22 protein-coding genes are annotated in these 21,773 nt (G+C 60.3%); 16 read left to right on the forward strand and 6 right to left on the reverse strand.

All coding sequences use genetic code 11. The annotated features are described in order from the left end of the window. Window positions 1–295: 295 nt before the first annotated feature. Genes FHT69_RS15935 through FHT69_RS15970 form a run of 8 tightly spaced genes read left to right on the forward strand, consistent with a single transcriptional unit; the run spans window position 296 to window position 7,800 of the window. Entirely contained in the window at window positions 296–1,423 is a 1,128-nt protein-coding gene (locus FHT69_RS15935; RefSeq protein WP_183905606.1) for a BMP family ABC transporter substrate-binding protein, read from the forward strand. 20 nt (window positions 1,424–1,443) lie between these two features. Then, window positions 1,444–2,571, forward strand: coding sequence for an ABC transporter permease (locus tag FHT69_RS15940; protein ID WP_183905607.1), 1,128 nt, complete (start codon window positions 1,444–1,446; stop codon window positions 2,569–2,571). Further along, window positions 2,571–3,497 carry an ABC transporter permease gene (locus tag FHT69_RS15945; RefSeq protein ID WP_025570114.1) on the forward strand — a complete coding sequence of 309 codons (927 nt, stop codon included), beginning with the start codon at window positions 2,571–2,573 and terminating at the stop codon, window positions 3,495–3,497. The genes FHT69_RS15940 and FHT69_RS15945 overlap by 1 nt, the downstream gene beginning before the upstream one ends. Before the next feature lie 12 nt (window positions 3,498–3,509). Beyond that, window positions 3,510–4,526: a formamidase gene (locus tag FHT69_RS15950; RefSeq protein ID WP_097622434.1), complete on the forward strand. Its 1,017-nt coding sequence runs from the start codon at window positions 3,510–3,512 to the stop codon at window positions 4,524–4,526. Window positions 4,527–4,537: 11 nt separating this feature from the next. Then, entirely contained in the window at window positions 4,538–5,239 is a 702-nt protein-coding gene (locus FHT69_RS15955; protein ID WP_025570110.1) for a cysteine hydrolase family protein, read from the forward strand. After that, complete coding sequence (locus FHT69_RS15960; RefSeq protein ID WP_183905608.1) at window positions 5,236–6,786, forward strand: ABC transporter ATP-binding protein; 1,551 nt, start codon at window positions 5,236–5,238, stop codon at window positions 6,784–6,786. The genes FHT69_RS15955 and FHT69_RS15960 overlap by 4 nt, the downstream gene beginning before the upstream one ends. Next, window positions 6,786–7,454, forward strand: a complete 669-nt coding sequence (locus FHT69_RS15965) for a cysteine hydrolase family protein (RefSeq protein ID WP_025570106.1) — start codon at window positions 6,786–6,788, stop codon at window positions 7,452–7,454. Before FHT69_RS15960 ends, FHT69_RS15965 begins: the two co-directional genes overlap by 1 nt. Beyond that, window positions 7,447–7,800 (forward strand): cupin domain-containing protein, encoded by a 354-nt coding sequence (locus FHT69_RS15970; protein WP_097596054.1) that lies wholly within the window; start codon window positions 7,447–7,449, stop codon window positions 7,798–7,800. Before FHT69_RS15965 ends, FHT69_RS15970 begins: the two co-directional genes overlap by 8 nt. A gap of 51 nt (window positions 7,801–7,851) precedes the next feature. Here FHT69_RS15970 and FHT69_RS15975 read toward each other — a convergent pair whose 3' ends face one another. The 4 genes from FHT69_RS15975 to FHT69_RS15990 all read right to left on the reverse strand — a co-directional run bounded on the left by FHT69_RS15975 (window position 7,852) and on the right by FHT69_RS15990 (window position 10,870). Then, the gene (locus FHT69_RS15975; protein WP_025570103.1) at window positions 7,852–8,643 is read right to left on the reverse strand and encodes an amino acid ABC transporter ATP-binding protein; all 792 of its coding nucleotides are present in this window, start codon (window positions 8,641–8,643) and stop codon (window positions 7,852–7,854) included. Next, window positions 8,640–9,308 (reverse strand): amino acid ABC transporter permease, encoded by a 669-nt coding sequence (locus tag FHT69_RS15980; RefSeq protein ID WP_025570102.1) that lies wholly within the window; start codon window positions 9,306–9,308, stop codon window positions 8,640–8,642. The genes FHT69_RS15975 and FHT69_RS15980 overlap by 4 nt, the downstream gene beginning before the upstream one ends. Beyond that, on the reverse strand, window positions 9,305–9,946 hold the full coding sequence (locus tag FHT69_RS15985) for an amino acid ABC transporter permease (RefSeq protein WP_025570101.1): 642 nt from the start codon (window positions 9,944–9,946) through the stop codon (window positions 9,305–9,307). The genes FHT69_RS15980 and FHT69_RS15985 overlap by 4 nt, the downstream gene beginning before the upstream one ends. Window positions 9,947–10,042: 96 nt before the next feature. Beyond that, window positions 10,043–10,870, reverse strand: a complete 828-nt coding sequence (locus FHT69_RS15990; RefSeq protein ID WP_025570099.1) for a transporter substrate-binding domain-containing protein — start codon at window positions 10,868–10,870, stop codon at window positions 10,043–10,045. 234 nt (window positions 10,871–11,104) lie between these two features. Between FHT69_RS15990 and FHT69_RS15995 the strand changes: the two genes are divergently transcribed. From FHT69_RS15995 to FHT69_RS16010, 4 genes are all read left to right on the forward strand, one after another. Continuing rightward, a complete protein-coding gene (locus tag FHT69_RS15995; protein ID WP_097622437.1) occupies window positions 11,105–11,812 on the forward strand; it encodes a UTRA domain-containing protein in 708 nt (235 codons plus the stop codon). A gap of 28 nt (window positions 11,813–11,840) precedes the next feature. Next, complete coding sequence (locus tag FHT69_RS16000; protein WP_127429862.1) at window positions 11,841–12,779, forward strand: LysR family transcriptional regulator; 939 nt, start codon at window positions 11,841–11,843, stop codon at window positions 12,777–12,779. 111 nt (window positions 12,780–12,890) lie between these two features. Next, window positions 12,891–14,246 (forward strand): LLM class flavin-dependent oxidoreductase, encoded by a 1,356-nt coding sequence (locus FHT69_RS16005; protein ID WP_183905609.1) that lies wholly within the window; start codon window positions 12,891–12,893, stop codon window positions 14,244–14,246. Beyond that, window positions 14,243–14,779, forward strand: coding sequence for a flavin reductase family protein (locus FHT69_RS16010; RefSeq protein WP_047614579.1), 537 nt, complete (start codon window positions 14,243–14,245; stop codon window positions 14,777–14,779). Before FHT69_RS16005 ends, FHT69_RS16010 begins: the two co-directional genes overlap by 4 nt. Here the strand turns inward: FHT69_RS16010 and FHT69_RS16015 are convergent. Then, window positions 14,759–15,922 carry an aminotransferase gene (locus FHT69_RS16015; protein WP_097622440.1) on the reverse strand — a complete coding sequence of 388 codons (1,164 nt, stop codon included), beginning with the start codon at window positions 15,920–15,922 and terminating at the stop codon, window positions 14,759–14,761. The two genes, FHT69_RS16010 and FHT69_RS16015, sit on opposite strands and share 21 nt — an antisense overlap. Before the next feature lie 96 nt (window positions 15,923–16,018). On the opposite strand from FHT69_RS16015, the gene speB reads away from it, so the two are divergent. After that, window positions 16,019–17,074 carry an agmatinase gene (speB, locus tag FHT69_RS16020; protein WP_097622441.1) on the forward strand — a complete coding sequence of 352 codons (1,056 nt, stop codon included), beginning with the start codon at window positions 16,019–16,021 and terminating at the stop codon, window positions 17,072–17,074. 67 nt (window positions 17,075–17,141) lie between these two features. Here the strand turns inward: speB and FHT69_RS16025 are convergent, their stop codons facing one another. Next, a complete protein-coding gene (locus FHT69_RS16025; RefSeq protein ID WP_047614585.1) occupies window positions 17,142–18,101 on the reverse strand; it encodes an HD-GYP domain-containing protein in 960 nt (319 codons plus the stop codon). Window positions 18,102–18,558: 457 nt separating this feature from the next. Between FHT69_RS16025 and FHT69_RS16030 the strand changes: the two genes are divergently transcribed. From FHT69_RS16030 to FHT69_RS16040, 3 genes are all read left to right on the forward strand, one after another. Then, entirely contained in the window at window positions 18,559–20,094 is a 1,536-nt protein-coding gene (locus FHT69_RS16030) for a sensor histidine kinase (RefSeq protein ID WP_097596057.1), read from the forward strand. Between the two features lie 166 nt (window positions 20,095–20,260). Continuing rightward, window positions 20,261–20,584: an antibiotic biosynthesis monooxygenase family protein gene (locus tag FHT69_RS16035; RefSeq protein ID WP_097622442.1), complete on the forward strand. Its 324-nt coding sequence runs from the start codon at window positions 20,261–20,263 to the stop codon at window positions 20,582–20,584. A 145-nt stretch (window positions 20,585–20,729) separates the two neighbouring features. Continuing rightward, on the forward strand, window positions 20,730–21,740 hold the full coding sequence (locus tag FHT69_RS16040; RefSeq protein ID WP_097542571.1) for a LacI family DNA-binding transcriptional regulator: 1,011 nt from the start codon (window positions 20,730–20,732) through the stop codon (window positions 21,738–21,740). Window positions 21,741–21,773: the final 33 nt, after the last annotated feature.

Here is a 21,773-nt window from a genome sequence, read left to right on the forward strand (position 1 = left end):
CGAGACTCGATAAGTCAAATCGAGCAGGGAAGATATTGTTAAATTTTCGCTTTCTGATGAATAAGAGAGCTTGGCCTGCGCGAAGTATCAGCAATCACGCAGTCACGATGACCAAGAAATACCTGTTGATTACTTTTTGCGCAAGAAATCGATCAATCTGCATGCACTTTTCGGAGTGTGCATTTTGCAGAAACAAATAAATTATAAAAAACAATAGATTGATTTCTGGCACGCACATTGCATGCACTTTTCTGTACCCGTTCGAAACCGGCCCAGCGCCGCAAGGAGCATTCCGATGACCAAACTCCTTTCCATGAACCGCCGCAATTTCCTTCAGGCTTCCGCCGCCGGTGCGCTCGCCGGCGCCATGCCGGGCCTGATCGGCTCTCCAGCCGCAGCCCAGACCGCGCTGACCGTCGGCTTCATCTATGTCGGCCCCAAAGACGACTACGGCTACAACCAGGCGCATGCGGAAGGTGCCGCCGTGGTCAAGGCGCTGCCGGGCGTGACGCTGGTCGAAGAAGAGAATGTGCCGGAAACCGTCGATGTCCAGAAGACCATGGAGTCGATGCTCAATCTCGACGGTGCGACCCTGCTCTTTCCGACCTCCTTCGGCTATTTCGATCCCCACATGCTGGCCATGGCCGCCAAATATCCCGATATCCAGTTCCGCCATTGCGGCGGCCTCTGGCAGGAAGGCAAGAACCCCGCCAATACCGGCTCCTATTTCGGCTATATCTTCCAGGGCCAGTATCTGAACGGCATCGCCGCCGGTCATGCGACGAAGAGCAAAAAGATCGGCTTCGTCGCCGCCAAGCCGATCCCGCAAGTTCTGCAGAACATCAACGCCTTCCTGCTTGGCGCGCGCACGGTCGATCCCGCTATCACCTGCCAGGTGATCTTCACCGGTGAATGGTCGCTCGCCGTCAAGGAAGCCGAAGCCACCAATGCGCTGGTCGATCAGGGCGCCGACGTCATCACCTGCCACGTCGACAGCCCCAAAGTGGTCGTCGAGACGGCGGCCGGCCGCGGCGCCTTCGTCTGCGGCTATCACGCCAATCAGAGCCCACTTGCTCCCGAAAAATACCTCACCGGCGCCGAATGGGCCTGGGGCAACGTCTACAGCGATTTCGTCAAGAAGGCGCAGGCCGGCGAAAAGCTCGGCAACTTCGTGCGCGGCGGCCTGAAGGACGGCTTCGTGAAGATGAGCGCGCTTGGCCCCGCCGTGTCGGCGGAGGGCCGCAAGGCTTTCGAAGCCACGCAGGCGGAGATGATGAAGGGCGGCTTCTCGGTCTTCAAGGGCCCGTTGAAGGACAATAAGGGCGACACCGTCGTGGCTGCCGACAAGAGCTACGCCGAAGATGCGATCGAGCTCGAGAGCATGAATTACCTGGTTGAGGGCGTCGTCGGGTCCACGGCGTAAACCGCGAAGGGAGAAGCGCCATGACCATCGAGGCCAATGATCCCGCACTCGCCATCGCGGAAAAACCGGCTTCGCTGCGCCCCGTCCTCGAATGGATCGCGCGGCGAGCCGAACCTGTCGTCATCGGCCTTGCGGCCATACTGATCGGTCTTGCGCTCTTCTCCCTCTTCATCCTGGCGGTCGGCAAGTCGCCGGTCACCCTCTTCCAACTGATGTATACCGGCGGCTTCGGCAGCTGGTTTTCGGTGCAGAACAGCTTAAGCCGCGCCGCACCCCTTCTCCTGACGGCGCTCTGCGTCGCCCTGCCCGCCCGTCTCGGCCTCGTCATCATCGGCGGGGAAGGAGCGGTCGTGCTGGGCGGCGTTGCGGCCGCAGCCATGGCTCTGCCGCTTGCCGGCACCGCGCCTGTCTTCCTCACCCTCATTCTGATGGCGATCGCCGCCATGGTGGTCGGCGGCATCTGGATCGGCCTTGCCGGTTTCCTGCGCCACTACCGCGGCGTCAACGAAACCATCTCGTCGCTGCTGCTATCCTATATCGCCATTGCCCTGATGAACCAGTTCGTCGAAGGGATGCTCCGCGATCCTGCAAGCCTCAACAAGCCGTCGACCAGGCCGTTGCCGGCGGACTATATGCTCGGCAAGATTCCCGGCATGGACGTGCATTGGGGTCTCGGCATCGGCATCCTCGCCTGCATTGTGTCCTGGATCGTGATCGAGGCGACGAGCTACGGTTTTGCCGCCCGCATCGCCGGCGGCAACGTGCGCGCCGCCCAGATCCAGGGACTTCCTGTGGGCAAACTGATCGCGGGATTTACCGCACTTGCCGGCAGCTTTGCCGGTCTGGCGGGCATGATTGAAGTGGCGGCGGTGCAGGGAAGCGCCAACGCCTCGCTTGCCGCCGGCTACGGTTATACCGGCATCCTCGTCGCCTTCCTCGCCAGGCACAATCCGCTGGCGATCATTCCGGTCGCGATCCTGCTCGGCGGCATCGACGCCTCGGGCGGCCTCATCCAGCGGCGCATGGGCCTGCCGGATGCGACGGTTCTGGTGCTGCAGGGGACGCTCTTCATCGTCATTCTCTTCTGCGAGACCTTCTACGGCCGCTTCAAGATCTTCAATCCCGACCTCTGGAAAAGGAGCCTCTGATGGAAGAGACAGGCATCGGCATCTGGGGCGTGCCGCTGGCGATCTTCGCAGGCGCCATCCGCGTGTCCACACCATTCATTTTCGTCAGCCTCGGCGAGACGATCACCGAGCGCTCCGGCCGCATCAATCTCGGCCTGGAAGGCACGCTGGTCTTCGGCGCCATGACGGCCTATGCGGTGGCCGTCATCACCGGCTCGCCGACCCTCGGCGTGCTCGCCGCCATGGCGGCGGGCGCAGTCTTCGGCCTCATCCACGGCTGGATCTGCAAATTCCCGAAGGTCAACGACATCGCCATCGGCATTGCGATGATGCAGTTCGGTCTCGGCATGGCGTTTTTCCTCGGCAAATCCTTCATCCAGCCGGTGGCGCCGAAACTGCCCTCGATTGCGCTCGGCGGCTGGTCGAGCACTCCGCAGATCCAGGCGGCACTCAATATCAACGTGTTGTTCTTCATCGGCGCAGCGCTGGCTCTCTTCCTGTTCTGGGCCTTCAAGAACACTCGCATCGGCCTGATCCTGCGCGTTGTCGGCGACAGCACCGACGCGGCCCGAGCCATGGGCATCGACCCGGACCGGGTTCGCCTGCTGGCGACCGCCGCTGGCGGCTCGCTGGCGGCGATCGGCGGCGCCTATCTGTCGCTCTACTATCCGGGCTCGTGGAACGAAGGCATCTCGTCGGGTCAGGGCCTGATGGCCGTGGCGCTCGTGATCTTTGCCCGCTGGAACCCGATCGGCTGCTTTCTCGCTGCCCTGCTTTTCGGCGGCGCCGGCGCGCTCGGCCCGGCGCTGCAATCGGTCGGCGTCACGCAAGGCTACTACCTCTTCTACGCGGCACCTTACGTGCTTACCCTCATCATCCTGATCGCCACGTCCTCGCCCACCCGCTCGCTCGCCGGTGCGCCGGGTGCGCTGTCGCTTACGAAATAACGGAGCTTGCCGATGAACGGACTTGGCGGCCTCAACAAATCCGAACACGGTGTGGGTATCGGCCTGGTACAACTCCAGCTGCCGGTGACGGTCACCAAAGCGGATCTGGCAAAACAGACGCAGGTGATCGTCGATCTGGTGGCCAAAGCGCGGCGCAACCAGCCGGGCATGGACCTCGTCGTCTTTCCCGAATATGCGCTGCACGGCCTCTCCATGGACATCAATCCGGAGATCATGTGCACGCTCGACGGGCCGGAGGTCGCGGCCTTCAGGAAGGCTTGCAGGGACAATGCGATCTGGGGCTGCTTCTCGATCATGGAGCTGAACCCTGGCGGCATGCCCTACAATTCCGGCATCGTCATCGACGATCAAGGCGAGTTGAAGCTCTATTACCGCAAGATGCATCCCTGGATCCCCGTCGAGCCCTGGGAGCCCGGCGATCTTGGCATCCCTGTCATCGAAGGCCCGCGAGGCGCCAGGCTCGCACTGATCATCTGCCATGACGGCATGTTCCCGGAGATGGCGCGCGAATGCGCCTATAAGGGCGCCGAAATCATGATCCGCACAGCCGGCTACACGGCGCCGATCCGCGAGGCCTGGCGCTTCACCAACCAGGCCAATGCCTTCTGCAACCTGATGATCACCGCCAATGTCTGTATGTGCGGCTCGGACGGCACGTTCGATTCCATGGGTGAAGGCATGATCTGCAATTTCGACGGCACGATCATCGCCCACGGCACCTCCGGCCGCGTCAACGAGATCATCACCGCCGAGGTGCGTCCTGACCTGGTGCGCGAGGCCCGGCTCGGCTGGGGCGTGGAGAACAATATCTACCAGTTCGGCCATCGCGGTTATGTCGCCGTCGCCGGCGGCGCGCAGGATGCGCCCTACACCTACATGCACGACCTCGTCGCCGGCAAATACCGCCTGCCATGGGAAGACGAGATAAAGGTCAAGGACGGCACGTCCTGCGGATTTGACAAGCCGATGCGCCGCTACGGCGAACCCCTCAAACCTGCCGCGGAATAGGAGAGAGAATGATGGACGCGATGGTCGAAACCGAAGGGCATTTTATCGACGCCGATCCGTATCCGTGGCCTTATAACGGCGCTCTAAGGCCTGATAACACCGCCCTTATCATCATCGACATGCAGACGGATTTCTGCGGCAAGGGCGGCTATGTCGACCATATGGGCTACGACCTGTCGCTGGTGCAGGCGCCGATCGAACCGATCAAACGCGTGCTTGCCGCTATGCGGGCCAAGGGCTACCACATTATCCACACCCGCGAGGGCCATCGCCCCGACCTCGCCGATCTGCCGGCCAACAAACGCTGGCGCTCGCAGCGGATCGGCGCCGGTATCGGCGATCCCGGCCCCTGCGGCCGCATCCTGACGCGGGGCGAACCCGGCTGGGACATCATCCCCGAACTCTACCCGGTCGAAGGCGAGACGATCATCGACAAGCCCGGCAAGGGTTCGTTCTGCGCCACCGACCTCGAACTCATCCTCAACCGGAAGCGCATCGAGAACATCATCCTCACCGGCATCACCACCGATGTCTGCGTCTCGACGACGATGCGCGAGGCGAACGACCGCGGCTACGAATGCCTGCTGCTGGAGGACTGCTGCGGCGCGACCGACTACGGAAACCACCTCGCCGCCATCAAGATGGTGAAGATGCAGGGCGGCGTCTTCGGCGCCGTCTCCAATTCCGAAACCTTTGTGAGCCAGCTGCCATGAGCACCGTTCGCGACACGCCCCTCCCCAAGGCCGGCAAGGCGGTCGGTATCGAGACGCTCGGGATGACCATGCGCTTCGGTTCGTTCACCGCGCTCGACAACGTCTCGATCGCCGTTCCGGCCGGCTCTTTCCACGCCCTTCTCGGCGAAAACGGCGCCGGCAAGTCGACACTGGTCAAATGCATCATGGGTTTCTATCACGCGACCTCAGGTTCGCTGTCGGTCGACGGCCGCGAGGTGGCGGTCGCCTCCCCCAAGGATGCCGCAGCCTATGGGCTCGGCATGGTCTACCAGCATTTCACCCTGGTTCCCTCTCTGACTGGCGCGGAAAACCTGGTCATCAGCCGCACCGAAGTCCCCGCGGTGATCAACTGGGCCAAGGAGCGCAAGGACCTGGCGGGTTTCATGGAGCGCATGCCGTTCAAGATCCCGCTCGACAGGCCGGTAAGTGAACTTGCCGCCGGCGAAAAACAGAAGCTCGAAATCGTCAAGCAGCTCTATCTCGGCCGCTCCTTCCTCGTGCTCGACGAGCCGACTTCGGTGCTGACGCCGGCCGAAGCCGACGAGATGCTCGGCATCGTGCGCGGAATGACCGAGCGCGGCGAACTCACCGTGCTGATGATTTCCCACAAGTTCCACGAGGTGACGAAGTTCGCCGATGCCGTCTCGATCCTGCGGCGCGGCAAGCTGGTCGGCACCGGCAAGGTCGGCGAACTCTCCACCGCCGAGATGGCGGCGATGATGATCGGCGACGTCAAGCTCGCCGAGCTCGACAGCCGCCTGCCGGTGGCCGAAGCGGCAAGACCGGTGCTGACCGTCAGCCAGGTGAAGGCCCCCGATCGCTCCGGCCTGAAGACGATCGAGATCGACGCGCTGACGGTCCGCTCCGGCGAGATCGTTGGCATTGCCGGCATATCGGGCAACGGCCAGAAGGAGCTGACGGAGATTCTCGCCGGCCAGCGCCCGACCGATACCGGTGAGGTCATGGTCAATGGCGAGGCTTACGGCGCCACGCGTGACGAGACCCGCAAGAACAAGGTGCGTTTCATCCCCGAAGAGCCGTTGCAGAATGCCTGCGCGCCCAAGATGAGCGTGAGCGAGAACCTTGCGTTTCGCACCTTCGACTTGAAGCCGGACGGCAAGGACGCGATCTGGCTGAACAGGGGCGGCATGAAGAAGCGCGCCTCGGCGCTGATCTCCGATTTCAAGGTCAAGACAGCCTCTTCCTCCTCGCCGATCGCAGCGCTTTCGGGCGGCAACGTGCAGCGGGCGGTGCTCGCCCGCGAACTGACCGGCGATGTCGATCTGCTGATCGTCTCGAACCCCTGTTTCGGCCTCGATTTCTCGGCCGTTGCCGAAATCCGCGCCCGCATCATGAAGGCACGCAATTTGGGTGCTGCCGTGCTGCTGTTGTCCGAAGACCTCGACGAACTGCTCGAGATGTCCGACCGCATCATGGTCATTTCGGAAGGCAGGCTGGTTTACGAGACACCGGCGCGTTCGGCCGATATCGGCGTGATCGGCGCCCACATGGCGGGACATCATTGATGGTGAAGATCAAGGCCGAACCTTTCGCCTTTCCGGTGAAGCACGACGAGCTCGCCCTCATCGTCATCGACATGCAGCGCGATTTCGCCGAGCCCGGCGGTTTCGGAGCAAGCCTCGGCAACGATGTCAGCCGCATCACCAGGATCGTGCCCGATGTCAAGCGCCTCATCCAGGGCTTCCGCAATGCCGGCCTGCCTGTGATCCATACGATGGAATGCCACCGGCCGGATCTCTCCGACCTGCCGCCGGCCAAACGCGACCGCGGCAATCCTGCGCTCAGGATCGGCGACGAGGGCCCGATGGGCCGCATCCTGATCTCGGGCGAGCCCGGCACGGCAATCCTGCCGGAACTCGCGCCCGTGAAGGGCGAAGTCGTCATCGAAAAACCCGGTAAGGGCGCCTTTTACGCCACCGAACTCGGCACCGTGCTGCAGCAGAAGGGTATCAAACAGCTCGTCTTTGCCGGCGTTACCACCGAAGTCTGCGTGCAGACGACGATGCGTGAAGCAAACGACCGCGGTTATGAGTGCCTGCTCGCCGAGGAGGCGACGGAAAGCTATTTCCCGGAATTCAAAGCCGCAGCCATCGCCATGATCCGCGCTCAGGGCGCGATCGTCGGCTGGACCGCCCATGTCGACGACATACTGGAAAGCATTATCCATGCCTGACACGACCCGCGAACTGCTGACCTCGGGCGGCTGGAAGGCGCTGGAATTCGGCCCTTTTCGCGACGCGGTCACCATTCACTGGATCCGGCCCTTCGAGGGCGATCAGCCGGGCGTGGCGCTGTTGAAATATGAGCCTGGCGCCTCCGTTCCCCGTCATCGTCACGAGGGGCTCGAGACCATCCTGGTGCTCGATGGCGTTCAATCCGACGAGACGGGCGATTACTCCAGCGGCAGTTATATCGTCAATGCGCCGGGCAGCGAACACTCGGTCTGGAGTGACCCCGGCTGTGTCGTTCTCATCCAGTGGGACCGGCCCGTGAAGATACTCGAAGACGATATTGCCTGAACCCGACGTCGGAGTTGGAGGTCTTTCCGACGATCAGGAAGGACATGAACGTCAGAGCAGCATCGAGGCTCCGCGATCGATATAGGTGTCCAGGAACTGTTCGAGCCGGGGGTTTCTCGGCCGTTTGAAGACGTCCTGCGGCGGGCCGGTGAACAGCACCTTGCCGTGATCGAGAAAGACGATCTGCTGGCCGACCGTCGCGGCAAATCCGATCTCGTGGGAAACGACGACCATCGTCATGCCCTCGGCGGCGAGATCGCGCATGACGTTCAGCACTTCGCCGGTCAGCTCGGGATCGAGCGATGAGGTCGGCTCGTCAAACAGCATGATCTTCGGGTTGAGGGCGAGTGCCCGGGCGATGGCGACGCGTTGCTGCTGACCTCCGGAAAGCTGCGACGGATAGTGCCCTGCCCTGGCCTCGAGGCCGACCTTGACGAGCTGGGCCATGGCCCGCTCCTCTGCATCCCTACGGCTCATCTTGTGAACGGTCTTCAGCGCTTCGCTGACATTGCCGAGCGCCGTCATATGCGGCCAGAGATTGAACTGCTGAAAAACCATCCCGATCTGCGATCGTATCCGCCGGTTCGCCGCCGCCGGCACCCGCTCACGGACGCCTTTGGCGTTTTCCGTAAAGCCAAGCACCTCGCCATTGATGGCGATCGTCCCCTTCGTCGATTCCTCGAGAAAGGCCATGCAGCGCAGCAACGTACTCTTGCCGGAGCCGGACGGGCCGATGACGCAGGAAACCTGTCCCTGCACGATATCGAGGTCGATGCCGTGCAACACGGTGGAACCGCCGAACGTCTTGACGAGATTTTTGACTGCGATCGCAGGAACGCTCATATGTTGAAAAACCTGAATCTGGAGAGTTTCGTTTCGGCGAGATGACCGAGCCAGCCGGTGATTTCGACGAGCGCCCAATAGAATAGGGCAAGCACGAAGAGCGCCTCGACGAAGGCATATTGCTGCGAGCCGATCGCACTCAGCGTCGCCGTCAATTCCGGCACGGTGATGATGGACAGCACGGCCGTCTCCTTCATGAGGATGATCGTCATGTTGATCGAAGGCGGCAGCACCAGCATGGTCATCTCCGGCAGCAATATGCGCCGGATGATCTGCCCTTGTGTCAGGCCGACGCAAAGGCCGGCCTCGATATGTCCCTTCGGGACGGCGGCAAAACCCGAGCGGAAGATCTCGCTGAAATAAGCCGCGCCGTAGATGGAAAGGCCAATGATGCCGGCCGGGATCGGATCGAGTGACAAACCGACGAAGGGCCCGCCGTAGTAGACGAGGAATATCTGGATGAGGAAGGGCGTGCCGCGCAGCACCGCAATGACAATGCCGAACGCCTTGTCCGGGATGACGCCGCCAAAACGTCTGGCAACGGCGATAAGGAAGCCGAGCGCAGCAGCGACTGGCGTGGTGACGATCCAGATGAGGAGGGTAAGCCATGCACCGCTGACGATATCGGGCAGGTTGTTGAAAATCACATTGATGTCGAAGGTCATCGCGGCACTCCCGGCAGGGAGCGTTCGATCAGGCCGCCCGCAAGGGCGACGATCCAATTGATGACGAAATAGATCAGGCCTGCGGACGCGAAAATCTCGAGCGGCAGGAAGGTGCTGCCGGCAAGGTCCTGGGCCATGCGCGTCAGCTCGATGACCCCGACGACCGAGACCAGCGACGACGCCTTCAGGATAAGGATCGCTTCGTTGACGAGCGCCGGGAAAGTCAGGCGCAGGGCGATCGGGGCCTTGATCCGGCGGAAGATCTGAACGGGAGTCATGCCGACCATTTCGGCAGACTCGACAAGACCCATGGGAACGCTGGCAAAACCGCCACGCAGATTTTCAGCCTGATAGGCTGCCGTACACAGCGAAAGACCAACGACGGCCGCAACGATACTCGGCACGTTGAGGCCAATCGCCGGCAGCAGGTTATAGATCAGCAGCAGTTGCACCAGCAGCGGCACGCCACGAAAAAAACTGATGAAAATTTGCGCCGGCAGGACGAAGAGCTGCTGTCGCGACAGCAGCATGGCGGAAATAACGATCGCGATCGCAAAGCCGATCAGGATAGAAACCACGCTGATCGTTACCGTGTAGATCGACGCTTGCAGAAGCAGTTCGAAAAGTTTGATGGACATGGGCGGTGTTTGCCTGGCGCTGCGGCCGTGAGCTCTGATGCCACGGCAGATTGCGCCCCGACCATTGGCGGGGCGCGTTCGTTCACCGGTGGCTCATCAGAATGCCGGATCCTTGACAGCATCAGGCGTATCGAAAGACGCACCAAACCACTTCTTCTGCAACTCGGCCATGCGTCCATCTGCCTTGATCTTGAGCATCGCGGCATCGATCGCATCCATCAGGGGCGCATGATCGGCATCCTTGAGGCCGATAAAGCCGAAATAAGACTTCTTGCCGAATGGCGGCAGAACGACTTCGAACGTGCCCTTTCGCTGGCTGGCGACGAAGGCGATATTCGGTAGCGAATTGGCAACGCCGGCAATACGGCCGGCGGCGAGATCGGCGTAGGATTCGGTAAAGGCGGGATATTCACGCACGTCAACTTTGGTCGGCAGGGTGGCGGAGAACTCCTTCAACTGGTCGAGCTGAGCGGTTGCCTTGCCGACACCGATCGTCTTGCCGGCAATATCCTCCGGCTTGCTGATCGTCGTATCGCCAGCCTTCTTCAAAATGGCAATCGTCGCTTCGGCGATCGGCGGCGTGAAGCGATAGCGCTCCAAGCGCTTCTTGGTAATTGTTGCAGGACCTGCGACGACATCGAATTTGCCGGCCTCGAGCGCGGGGAAGACACCGTCCCAGGGAAGGGCGACCCACTCGATCTTGACGCCGAGTTCCTTGCCGATCTCGGCAAAGAGGTCGACGTTCAAGCCCGTATGTTCCCCGGCATCGATATAATCGAACGGGGCAAAAGCTGTTTCGGTGCCAACCTTGAGGGTGCCGGCTGCCTTGACGGCCGCAAGCGTGTCGGCTGCGTGGGCGGAAACGGCTGCTCCGATGAGGAACGCAGCGCCGACCAGACCCTTCAGCAGTGAATTTGCCTTCATGATCATCTCTCCAGTTTTCATTCCCCCGGTGGAGGAGTTTTGGTTCTCGACTTCGATTTCCTCTGCGCGGATTTCTATGCTCCGCTTTTGACTATACAAATAGATATAGGCGGGCCTAGAGTGTCAATGTAAAAGACGAGGAACGCAAAATTTGTGCCGGGCGGCAGCGATCTGCACCGGCGCGACCCGACCGTTCCGGAACTTATGATCGTTGACGCCGGATGAGGTGCGGACTTGGTATCGATTTACCAGCGTATTTTTACGGATATCGAGACGAAGATCATCAGCGGCATTTGGCGGCCGGGTGACTGCATTCCCGTCGAGCGCGAACTCGTGGCGCAATATCAATGCTCGCGCATGACGGTCAGCAAGGCGCTGTCGGCGCTGGCCGAGCGCGGCATGATCGTCAGAAGGCGCAAGACCGGTTCGTTCGTCGCCTCCCCCCAGATCGACCGCACGGTGATGGATATCCAGGATATCAGCACCGAGGCGGAACTGGCCGGGCACGAACACCACTTCGAAATCCTCGCCCGCAAGATCGAGCGCCTCGGAGAGGTGGAAGCGCAGCAGCTGTCGGAAGCTGCCGATGCAGAAGTCCTCAGGCTTCAATGCCTGCATATCGTCGACGGCAGACCGAATGCCATCGAGCGGCGCATCATCATGCTTGATGCCGTCCCGCGGGCGAGAGAAGAAAGCTTTGCCTCGACTCCCCCCGGCAAATGGCTGCTGCAGGAGGTTCCCTGGTCCAAGGCCAAACATGTCATTCGTGCCGTTTCGGCCGATAGTGCGACCGCCCGAATCCTGCAGACAGAGAAAGGCGAGGCCTGCCTTAGCCTCGTCCGCCAGACCTGGCAGAATGGCCGCACGGTGACTTATGTCGAGTTTGTCCATCCAGGCGACCGGTTCCAGTTTGCGGGGACCTTTCATCCGATGGCAAATTGAGTGGCGCAAATCACGAGAGGCTCTGCAAGTGACCGATGAGCGCTTCAAGACGATCCCGCTGAAGAGTTTGCAAGCCTTCGAGGCCGTGGGGCGCTGCGGCGGCGTGACGGCTGCGGCACTGGAGCTCAAGGTTTCGCCAGGGGCCATCAGCCAGCAGATTCGCAAGATCGAGAGCTTTCTGGGAGTTTCACTTCTGGAGCGCAGCGGACGAACCGTCGAGTTGACCGCCTGGGGCCGGCTCTATCATCAGGAGATATCGAAGGGGTTCGAGCAATTTGCGCGCGCCGAACAACTGCTGGAAAAGGCGCGCAATGAGACGGCACTGGTCCTCAGTGCGCTGTCCTCTGTCGTCAACAAATGGATCGGCAGGCGCATCTTCGACTGGCAGGCCCTTCATCCCGACGTGCAGGTGAGAATCATCGGACGCGACAAAGAGCCCCGGATCGGCTTCGATGATGTCGATTTCCGCGTGAGCTATGGGTCGGACGTGCTGCAGCACGAACATTATACCGAACTGTTTCGGGATTGGGTCGTGCCGGCCTGCTCGCCGGCGCTGATGCAGGATCGCGCGCATGCGGCTCGCGATCTCTTCGAACAGCCCTTGCTGCATGTCGAGTGGGAACGACACTTCACTCCCTATCCCAGCTGGGCGGAGTTTGCCGCCAAGGCCGGCATTTCCTTCGATGCGTCGACATCAGGCCTCTCTTTCACCCTGTCGAGCAGTGCGATTGACGCTGCCGTCAACAAACGCGGCGTCGTGCTGGCGCAAATGTCGATGATCTCGGATGAGCTCGCGGCGCAAACGCTCGTCATTCCGGTCGACATACGCATTGCACTGCGTGAAAGCTATTTCCTCGCCTGGGATCGTGCGGCGTTGCAGAAGCCCCATGGGCGCGAATTCCGCGATTGGCTCATCGCTATTTCCCGTCAGCAGGCCGTGGCATCGGCACCCAAGCCAATGCTTTAGAAAAACTAAAATGGAACCCAGCTGGGCGATATTGATGAAAATTTGCGCCGGGCGATAATTCGCTCAGTCGCCCTGCGTTGGCGGCATGACCCGACAAAGCAGGAGAGCTCAATGGCGCGCACCGACAAGATGAAACTCGGGACTTTCGTCTATACCTTCGGCTTTCATCCTGCCTCCTGGCTGCATCCGGCAAGCGACGTCAAGGGCGCCAACGACTTCGCCCATCTGCTCGATGTCGCCAAACGATCCCAAGCGGCGAAATTCGATTTCATGTTCATGGCGGATTCCCCCGCCGCTGCCGTCGGCGACGCCAATGCGCTTGCCCGCATTCCGACCAAGATGAACCGTTTCGAACCCCTCTCGCTGCTTTCGGCTCTGGCGGTCACCACCAGCGATCTCGGTCTCGTGGCGACCGTCTCGACCAGTTACTACGAGCCATACAATGTCGCGCGTCTGTTCGCCTCGATCGACCATCTGAGCCAGGGCCGCGTCTGCTGGAACGTCGTCACGTCAGATCACGACGAAACCGGCTACAACTTCAACCGCGAGGGGCTCGACCCGCATGCTCTACGCTATGAGCGCGGCAACGAATTCGTCGATGTCGTGTTCGGTCTTTGGGACAGCTTCGAGGAAGGCGCACTGCTTCTCGACCGTGAAAACGGTGTCTATTATGACAAGGACAAGCACCATACGCTCAATCACAAAGGTAAGCACTTCCAGGTTCGCGGCCCCCTCAACATCGCGCGAACGCCCCAGGGCCGCCCCGTCATCGCCCAGGCGGGCGGTTCGGAACCGGGAATGGACATGGCGGCGCGAACCGCCGAGATCGTCTTCAGCCTCGCATCGAATATCGAGCGTAACCGGGCCTTCTACGAAAACGTCAAGCGCCGGATGCCGGCCTATGGACGCGATCCGGACGATCTGAAAATCATGCCGGGCATCGTGATCAATGTCGGTGAAACCGAGGCCGAGGCAAAGGCCAAGGTCGATTATCTGATCGACAAGATGCATCCGGATGTCGGCCGATTGATGCTCTCCGAATTCCTGGAAGCGGACCTGCACGACGTCGCTCTCGACAAGCCCTTCCCTATGGATCGGCTGCCGGCGGCGCCGAAGGGGTCACGCGCTCTGTTCGACGAGCTGGTCGATTTCGTGAAAGGCGGCCACACCGTCGGCGAACTCATCCGGCACTATGCCGAGAAACATACCGGAAACGGTATCACCGGCACGCCGTCCCAGATTGCCGACTTCATGGAGGAATGGTTCGAGACGCGCGCCGCCGACGGCTTCATCCTGATGTTTCCGACCTTGCCGTCGAGTCTCGACGACTTCGTGCGGCTGGTCCTGCCCGAGCTTCGCCGCCGCGGGCTGTTCCGCGAGGAATACGAGGGCAAGACCTTGCGTGAAAACCTCGGTCTTTCAATGCCTGTAAACCGCTTTGCCAAAACGAAAGAGTCAGCCCGATGAGTGCCGAGGCTTTGATCAGCGAGGCGGACTTCAAGCTTTCGATGCGTCATCTGGCAGGGGCGGTCAGCGTGATTACGGTCGGCGACGGGCAAGACCGCACCGGCTTCACCGCAACCTCGGTGTCCTCGCTTTCGGCGGCGTTGCCTTCCGTCATCGTCAGTGTCAACCGCGCGTCTTCCTCATGGCCGGCGCTGCAGCGGTACGGCTGCTTCTGTGTCAACGTGCTCGCCGCCGACCAGCAGCAGGTGGCCCAATCCTTTGCCGGTCTCGACGGGCGAAAAGGCGCCGAACGTTACGGCGACGCGGGATGGTATCGCCTCAAGACGGGTGCCGCCGCCCTTGAAAATGCCCTGACGGTCCTGGACTGCAAGCTCGAAACCGCATTCCACTACAATTCCCATGCGATTTTGGTCGGACATGTCTGCGCTATCGAAATCCGGCAGGACATGGGACCCCTGCTTTACTGGCGCGGTGGCTATCATCAACTTCCGGCGGAGGCCGATCGCAGCGGTCTAGCGAAGGCGCTCGGATAATAATCCGATCGAGGCCACATCCGCGTTGGCGAAGGCAAGTCTGAGGTAGCGCTCCTGTCCCTCCCCGAAATAGGCGCCGGGCAAACAAACTATGCCGGCTTCCCTGGCGAGCTTTTCGGCAACCTCTGAAGACGATCGATCGGCGTGGGGATGGCGGACAAAGGCAAAATAGGCGCCGATCGCTCCGATCTTCCAATCCGGCAGCCCGGAAAAGACCTGCCTCAACGCATCGGCCCGGCGGGCGATCTCCAGCCGATTGCCGGCCCGCCAATCGGCAAGCGCCGGGAGGGCCAATGCAACGGCGATCTGAGCCGAGCGCGGCGCGCAGATCTGCATATTGTCCATGACCTTGGCGATCTCGGCGATGAGCTTGGGGCCTGCCGTGATCGCACCCAGTCTATGACCGGGAATGCAGAAGGATTTCGAAAAACTGTAGAGAAGAACGAGCGTGTCCTCCCAGTCCGGCTCGGACAGCAGAGAGTGCGGCCGCCCATAATCCTCGCCAAGGAAATCGCGATAGGTTTCATCGAGGATCAGCCAGGCGCCATATTTCCGGCAGAGGACGAAAAGCTCGTGCAGCAGGCTTGGCGGATACACCGCTCCGGTGGGATTGTTGGGTGTTACGACGGCAAGCATCTTCGCGCCGGCCGCAAGTGCAGCCTCGGCCGAACGCGGATCGGGAAGGAACCCGCCGGCGGCGGCGCAATCGACCAATCGACGCCCGATGCCCAGCATCGACAGCGTTGTGTCGTGATTGAAATAAAAGGGATTGGTGAGCGCCACCGTATCGCCGGCGCCCGCAAGCGCGATCGCCGCACACATGAAGGCCTGATTGCAGCCGGCGGTGATATGGATATTGCCGGCGGAAAGCTCGGCGCCGTAAAGCTCGGCAAGGTGAGCCGCATAGGTCTTCCGCAACAGAGGTTCGCCCTCGATCGGCCCGTATCCGGTCATCGCCTGTTGACCGGCCGCCTCGGCCAGAAGACGAAGCATTTCCGGATGCGCGGGATAGCCGGGGACGGCTTGCGACAGATCGATGAGCGGTCCTTTTTCGCCCTTGTATTCGCGGCTCCAGGCGACGACCGAAGGAATAGGCGGGGCAGAGAGGCGGGCAACGAGGGAATTGGGTTTTGCAGCGATCATGTCGATTTCTCTTTGATACCGATTGCTACAACGATACCAATTGCTTTCTCAACCTCTTTGTCTGACGAGACGGACCTGAAGCGGAGACGCAAGCGCATGGTGTGGGACAAAACGCGGCTGGAACAACTGCGGGCAGAATTTGCGGACGCCAATGGCGGCGAGATCTTCGACGAGAAGTTTCGGAAAGTGGCGGAGAAGATCATCTCCAAGAACGGCACGAGACTGGCGCCCTATGCCGGAATACCGACTTTCCTCAGCGCGCCTTACATGCAGGTTGCGGCCGAGGATCCGGACTTCGGCAATCTCCAGGTTGCGATCACCGGCATCCCCATGGATCTTGGCGTCACCAATCGTCCAGGCTCGCGCTTCGGACCGAGAGCGCTTCGCGCTATCGAAAGGATCGGCCCCTACAATCACGTTCTCGCCACGGCGCCGGTCTTCGATCTTCGGGTCGCCGACATTGGCGACGTGCCGTTCCAGAGCCGTTACCGGCTGGAGCTCAGCCACGACGACATCGAAAAACGCGTCGGCCAGATCGTCGATGCCGGCGTTGCCCCGCTTTCCGTCGGAGGCGATCATTCCATCAGCCAACCGATTTTGAAGGCCATCGGTCGGCAGCAACCGGTCGGCCTCATTCACATCGATGCCCATTGCGACACAAGCGGCGCCTTCGATCAGACGAAGTTTCATCACGGCGGACCGTTCCGCAATGCGGTGCTGGACGGCGTGCTCGATCCGACAAGGACGATCCAGATCGGCATCCGGGGTTCGGCGGAATATTTGTGGGAATTCTCCTATGCGTCGGGAATGACGGTGATCCACGCAGAAGACATCAGCGGAATGGGGATTGCCGCTGTCATTGCCAAGGCAAAATCCATCGTCGGCGATGGCCCGACTTATCTTTCTTTCGACGTCGACAGCCTTGATCCGAGCTTTGCGCCCGGCACGGGCACGCCCGAGGTCGGTGGATTGACCACGCGTGAAGTCCTGGAACTGATACGCGGGCTGAAAGGGATCAACCTGGTGGGTGGGGACGTCGTCGAAGTCGCCCCGCAATATGACGCAACGACCAACACGGCCCACGCCGCAGCACAGGTGCTCTTCGAAATTCTGAGCCTCATGGTGTTTAGTCCGTCGATCGGCAAACGCTAAGGCCGACCTCTCGGTCAACTCTGGCAATTGGACGGATGGGCCACCGCGGCACCTTTTCGCGACATGCTTAGTGAAGCGTGCCGCTGATCACCATTTTTGACACGAACGCGGATAGCAGCTGGCTGTCAAAATGACCTGGCGAATTCATCATGATGTTGATCGCCTCAGCTTGTGAGAAAGCGCGCTTATACGGCCTGATTGTCGTCAGGGCTTCATACACGTCGCAGATGGCCGCGAGCCGGGCTACGTATGGGATATTCTTTCCCGCGAGCCGACTAGGATAGCCGGAGCCGTCGAATTTCTCGTGGTGATGGCGGCAAATGTCGAGCACCTGCTTGGGCACATCGGCGACATGAGAAACCAGCTCATATCCCCGCTGAGGATGCCCGCGAACGAGACTCATTTCCTCAGCCGTCAGCTTGCCGGGTTTCGTTAAAATTTCGTCGGGGAGCGCCATTTTTCCAAGATCATGAACCAGGCCGCCAAGTCCCAGTACCCGTACCTCCTCTTCACCATGACCGAGGCCGCGCCCGAGAGTGATCATCAACGCGCTAACCGCCAGCGAGTGGAGGAACGTCAACTCATCCTTGTCCTTCAGCCTCGCGATTGCGATGAGTGCACCGGCGTTGTCGAGGGCTGCAGACATGATCCTCTCCACAGCAGAGCTTGCCGCATCACTGGCAAAAGTGGCTTTGATCCTGGCGTCAGCCAGCATGTGGCGAATTTGCGGTCTCGTATCCTCTACGCATTGTCTCGCCTGCTTGATTTCCCGCGCCGAAAACACGGCGCGGAGCTGGGCGTCAAACGCAACCCGATCGATTTCCTGTGGCCCACCTGGTTCGACATCCGAGCCTTTTCTGACGTCAATGACGACAGTCATCAGGCGACGTGCCATCAAGCTCTCAACCTGACCGGCCGATGAGATCAGGAACGGTTTGAACCGGCGTGTCGTATCTTCTCCATGAATTTCAACATCCTCGACATACATTCCCACCCGCAATTGACTCACATGTATTCTTTTTCGCATTTCTAATCCGATTCAGAATGACCTTGGTATCAGCGTAGTGTCGGGTATCGGATGGTCCTGGCGCGGAAATCCCGCCATCCGGGGTCAAGAGGGGCTGAAGGCTCTCGCAGAGGTGTTATTGTTGCTGAGCCGCTGTCCATGCTCCCTACCAAACCGACTTTCAGATCAGGTTACGAGGTTGATTAGATTTTGATCGAATGGACGCCGGAAGCCGAGCTTCGCGTATGAAAGGTTTTCTCCACCATTCTGACTCCTTTTCGAAAGCAGTGAGATTGACCTGATGTCACGTCATTCTCTAAAGACTGTGAACATACAATCCTAAGTCGTACCCTTGAGAGCGCCGGAGCGTGAGCCGCATAATTTTCGAGAGTAAGAAATCAGCTTATCGGATATGGTTCGGAATGCGTTGCAATGTCCCCATCTGGCCGTCGCCGCACAATGGAATTTGGCGTAAGAGATGATCGGTGGCGATAAATATGTTGGCTCCGTAGGAAAAGCATCGCTCGCGATCATCGCGCTGATGTTTCTGTCGCTGATCACCCTCTTGTCGCTCTGGCTGGTATCCAGCTACGAGACAACTGTGCGCCGTGGCGACGAGCGTGTCAGCGCCGCTTCCAAAATCGTTGCAGCCAACGCGAACTGGTTGAATTCCCTTGCTCGTGAGACCCTGCACCGGATCGATGATACTCTGGGGCCGAGCACATCTTTGCCCGGCCCGGATCGCCTGCGCGATCTTGCCGCTGCCGTCAACGACCTCCCGCCTCTGGCGACTGCCTATGTCATCGGGGCCGACGGAAAAACGCTCTTCTCGAATGATCGCGATATCAAGCCGATCGACGTTAGAGACCGCGACTACTTCGTCCGGCTGAGAAACGGTGCCGACGAATATACATCTTCGCTGATCATCAGCCGCCTTAGCCAGCGGCAGATATTCGTCTTCAGCCGCAGGCTAGAACGAAACGGCGTGTTCGCCGGCGTCGCCGTGATTGCCTTCGACGCGAGCATTCTAAGGCCAATATGGGACGCAGTCGCGTTAGGCGAGAACTCGATCGTCAGCCTCATCAGACGCGACGGGCAACTTATCGCCCGATACCCGGAACCCGACGGACCGGTCGATATGCGAAACCACAAGCTGTTTACCGACTATATGAGGAAGGCGACATCAGGCACCTACCGCTCCGTGTCGCCAGTCGACCATGAGGATCGCTTGGTCGCATACCGGATCCTCGAACGCACCCCTTTTGTGGCCATTGCGTCGGCAGACATCCATGTAATCATGCAGCCCTTCTGGGAGGATGCCAAAATTGCGGCTTCGTTGATCGCCTTCGCCCTCATCGGAGCTTTGGCAGCCGCTTTGTGGATCCAGAATCTCATCAAGGTCGACACATTGCACACCAGGCAGCTTGCGGATGCGTTGCGGTCAAATGAAACGCTCATGCGGGAGATACATCACCGAGTGAAGAACAACCTGCAGACGGTGATGGCCCTGTTGCGCTTACAGGGTTTTGAGCAGGAAGCCGTTCAAAAACTAAATCAGCGCATTTCTGCGATGTCCGCCGTTCACGAGCAGATGTACGGCTTCGACCAGTTTAGCGGGATATCCGCGCGCGAATTCATTCCATCCTTCGTCAAGACGCTGGTCGACGTCCATGGTCGCGCCGTGTCCGTCGCCTTTGAAATCGACGACATCGTCATTGCTGCTGACAAGGCAACGCCGTTTGCCCTCCTGCTCAACGAGTTGATTGCCAACAGCATGAAATACGCGTTCGAGGGCCGAGAATCCGGAAATATTCGCGTCATGCTGCACGCGACAGAGGGAGAGCAATCCAGGCTGACCGTCGCAGATAACGGGATCGGATTCGACGGTCGATCGGACGAACCCGGAATGGGGACAAGGCTGATTAAAGCCTTTGTAAATCAACTGCATGGCGAGGCGGAATACTACCGCGAGGACGGGACGCAGTTTACGGCGACACTCAAGCTCACTGATTGAGCGAGCATCAACTCGATGCCTGCGTCCCTGCGCATGCAGGCCTTCTATGCCTGCTGCATCGGGGAACACTTTTCGTCGCGCTTGGGCGACCCATCTTCCAGAATGCACTGCCGCTGGTGCGCGATTTCCTCGACCGCAGCTTGTCAGATGTCACCGGGAGAAAGACATGACGAATGTTCCAAGCATAGCTCGCATCTGGCGCGCCCGCACGAAGCCGGAATTCGCTGACGAATATGAAGCCTACAACCGGGCAGTGGGAATTCCTCCCCTGTTAAAGACAGCGCTTGGCGTTCAACTGCTGCGCGAAGACCGTGAGGATGAGACGTGGTTCACGACAATTTCGTATTGGGCCGACATGGAATCGATGACCGCGTTTACGAAAGGCGATCCACAGCAGGTTCACCATTTGGAACGGGACGCAGAACTACTGTGCGAACTTCCCGAGCGTATCCAGATACACAAGATAGTGGTTCCGCCTAGGCTGCGCTGAGAAGACCCCGCCCTTCGCATATCTCCGTGACGTCTCTGCTCATATGGAAAGATCATACGCATGACGTCGCCAAGAAATCCAAAACGTTTTGGCTTGACTCCCAAAACGTTTTGGAGAATCTTTTTCTCACTTCGGGAGGAAGACCTTGGCCAATCTCAAACAACTCGCGCAATCGCTGGGACTGTCGATCACCACTGTGTCGCGTGCGCTTGACGGTTATGCCGATGTGTCGGCGGCCACGCGCGAGCGGGTTCGCGAGGCTGCCGACAAGGTTGGTTACCGGCCGAATGCTTCGGCCCGCCGTCTGCGCAGGCAGCGCGCCGAACTGGTCGCCGTCACGCTGCCGAGCGATCCCGGCCATATCGGCCCTCCGCATTTCCTCGATATGTTGTCGGGCTGCGCCGAACATCTTGCTGCTGCCGGCCTCAATCTGGTGATTGCGCCGGTGCCGCGCGGCGAGAGCGAACTCGATATCTGCCGCCGCTTCGTCGATGGCCGGCGCGTCGACGCCATGCTTCTCGTCCGCACCAAGCGGAAGGACGAGCGCGTCGAATTCCTGCAGTCGCGCGGTATTCCCTTCGTTACCAACGGCCGCACCGAAAGCCTGCTGCCGCATCCGTTTATCGACGGTGACGGCTTTGCCGGTTTTCGGGCCGCGACGCTGCGTTTTCATGCCACCGGCCACCGCCGTATCGGCCATATCGCCGGCCCGCAGGAATATTATTTCGCACATGACCGCTGCTGCGGCTGGCGGGCGGCGATGGAGGAATGCGGCCTAGCCACCGACCTCTGCGCCGAAGGTGCGCCGTTGGAACAGGGCGGTTATCTCGCGGCGCTCGAACTACTGCGCCAGCCGTCGCGTCCGACCGCGCTCGTCTGCGCCACCGACGAAATGGCGATCGGGGCGCTGAGGGCGCTGCGCGAGGTCGATGGCGGCAATCAGATCAGCATCGTCGGCCATGATGACCTGCCGATGGGCGCCTTTACCAGTCCTCCGCTCTCGACCATGCGCATGACCGGCGAAAATCTCGGCGCGAGCTTCGCCTCGCTGCTGTTGCGCGCCATTGCCGGGGAACCCGCCGAAGAACTCCAGGAGCTTCACGCGATCGAATTCGTCGATCGCGACAGCCATCGCCGTCCCCTGAAGGCGGCATAGACAGCAGTGCATCAAACAAAAACAATGAAGGAG

This window comes from Rhizobium sp. BK008 (assembly GCF_014197345.1).
GTDB lineage: Bacteria > Pseudomonadota > Alphaproteobacteria > Rhizobiales > Rhizobiaceae > Rhizobium > Rhizobium anhuiense.

Excerpts from the sequence above, each read along its gene's own strand:
- FHT69_RS15935 (WP_183905606.1), top strand. The coding sequence starts at position 296 with ATGACCAAACTCCTTTCCATGAACCGCCGCAATTTCCTTCAGGCTTCC.
- FHT69_RS15940 (WP_183905607.1), top strand. The coding sequence starts at position 1,444 with ATGACCATCGAGGCCAATGATCCCGCACTCGCCATCGCGGAAAAACCG.
- FHT69_RS15945 (WP_025570114.1), top strand. The coding sequence starts at position 2,571 with ATGGAAGAGACAGGCATCGGCATCTGGGGCGTGCCGCTGGCGATCTTC.
- FHT69_RS15950 (WP_097622434.1), top strand. The coding sequence starts at position 3,510 with ATGAACGGACTTGGCGGCCTCAACAAATCCGAACACGGTGTGGGTATC.
- FHT69_RS15955 (WP_025570110.1), top strand. The coding sequence starts at position 4,538 with ATGGACGCGATGGTCGAAACCGAAGGGCATTTTATCGACGCCGATCCG.
- FHT69_RS15960 (WP_183905608.1), top strand. The coding sequence starts at position 5,236 with ATGAGCACCGTTCGCGACACGCCCCTCCCCAAGGCCGGCAAGGCGGTC.
- FHT69_RS15965 (WP_025570106.1), top strand. The coding sequence starts at position 6,786 with ATGGTGAAGATCAAGGCCGAACCTTTCGCCTTTCCGGTGAAGCACGAC.
- FHT69_RS15970 (WP_097596054.1), top strand. The coding sequence starts at position 7,447 with ATGCCTGACACGACCCGCGAACTGCTGACCTCGGGCGGCTGGAAGGCG.
- FHT69_RS15975 (WP_025570103.1), bottom strand. The coding sequence starts at position 8,643 with ATGAGCGTTCCTGCGATCGCAGTCAAAAATCTCGTCAAGACGTTCGGC.
- FHT69_RS15980 (WP_025570102.1), bottom strand. The coding sequence starts at position 9,308 with ATGACCTTCGACATCAATGTGATTTTCAACAACCTGCCCGATATCGTC.
- FHT69_RS15985 (WP_025570101.1), bottom strand. The coding sequence starts at position 9,946 with ATGTCCATCAAACTTTTCGAACTGCTTCTGCAAGCGTCGATCTACACG.
- FHT69_RS15990 (WP_025570099.1), bottom strand. The coding sequence starts at position 10,870 with ATGAAGGCAAATTCACTGCTGAAGGGTCTGGTCGGCGCTGCGTTCCTC.
- FHT69_RS16005 (WP_183905609.1), top strand. The coding sequence starts at position 12,891 with ATGGCGCGCACCGACAAGATGAAACTCGGGACTTTCGTCTATACCTTC.
- FHT69_RS16010 (WP_047614579.1), top strand. The coding sequence starts at position 14,243 with ATGAGTGCCGAGGCTTTGATCAGCGAGGCGGACTTCAAGCTTTCGATG.
- FHT69_RS16015 (WP_097622440.1), bottom strand. The coding sequence starts at position 15,922 with ATGATCGCTGCAAAACCCAATTCCCTCGTTGCCCGCCTCTCTGCCCCG.
- speB (WP_097622441.1), top strand. The coding sequence starts at position 16,019 with ATGGTGTGGGACAAAACGCGGCTGGAACAACTGCGGGCAGAATTTGCG.
- FHT69_RS16025 (WP_047614585.1), bottom strand. The coding sequence starts at position 18,101 with ATGCGAAAAAGAATACATGTGAGTCAATTGCGGGTGGGAATGTATGTC.
- FHT69_RS16030 (WP_097596057.1), top strand. The coding sequence starts at position 18,559 with ATGATCGGTGGCGATAAATATGTTGGCTCCGTAGGAAAAGCATCGCTC.
- FHT69_RS16035 (WP_097622442.1), top strand. The coding sequence starts at position 20,261 with ATGACGAATGTTCCAAGCATAGCTCGCATCTGGCGCGCCCGCACGAAG.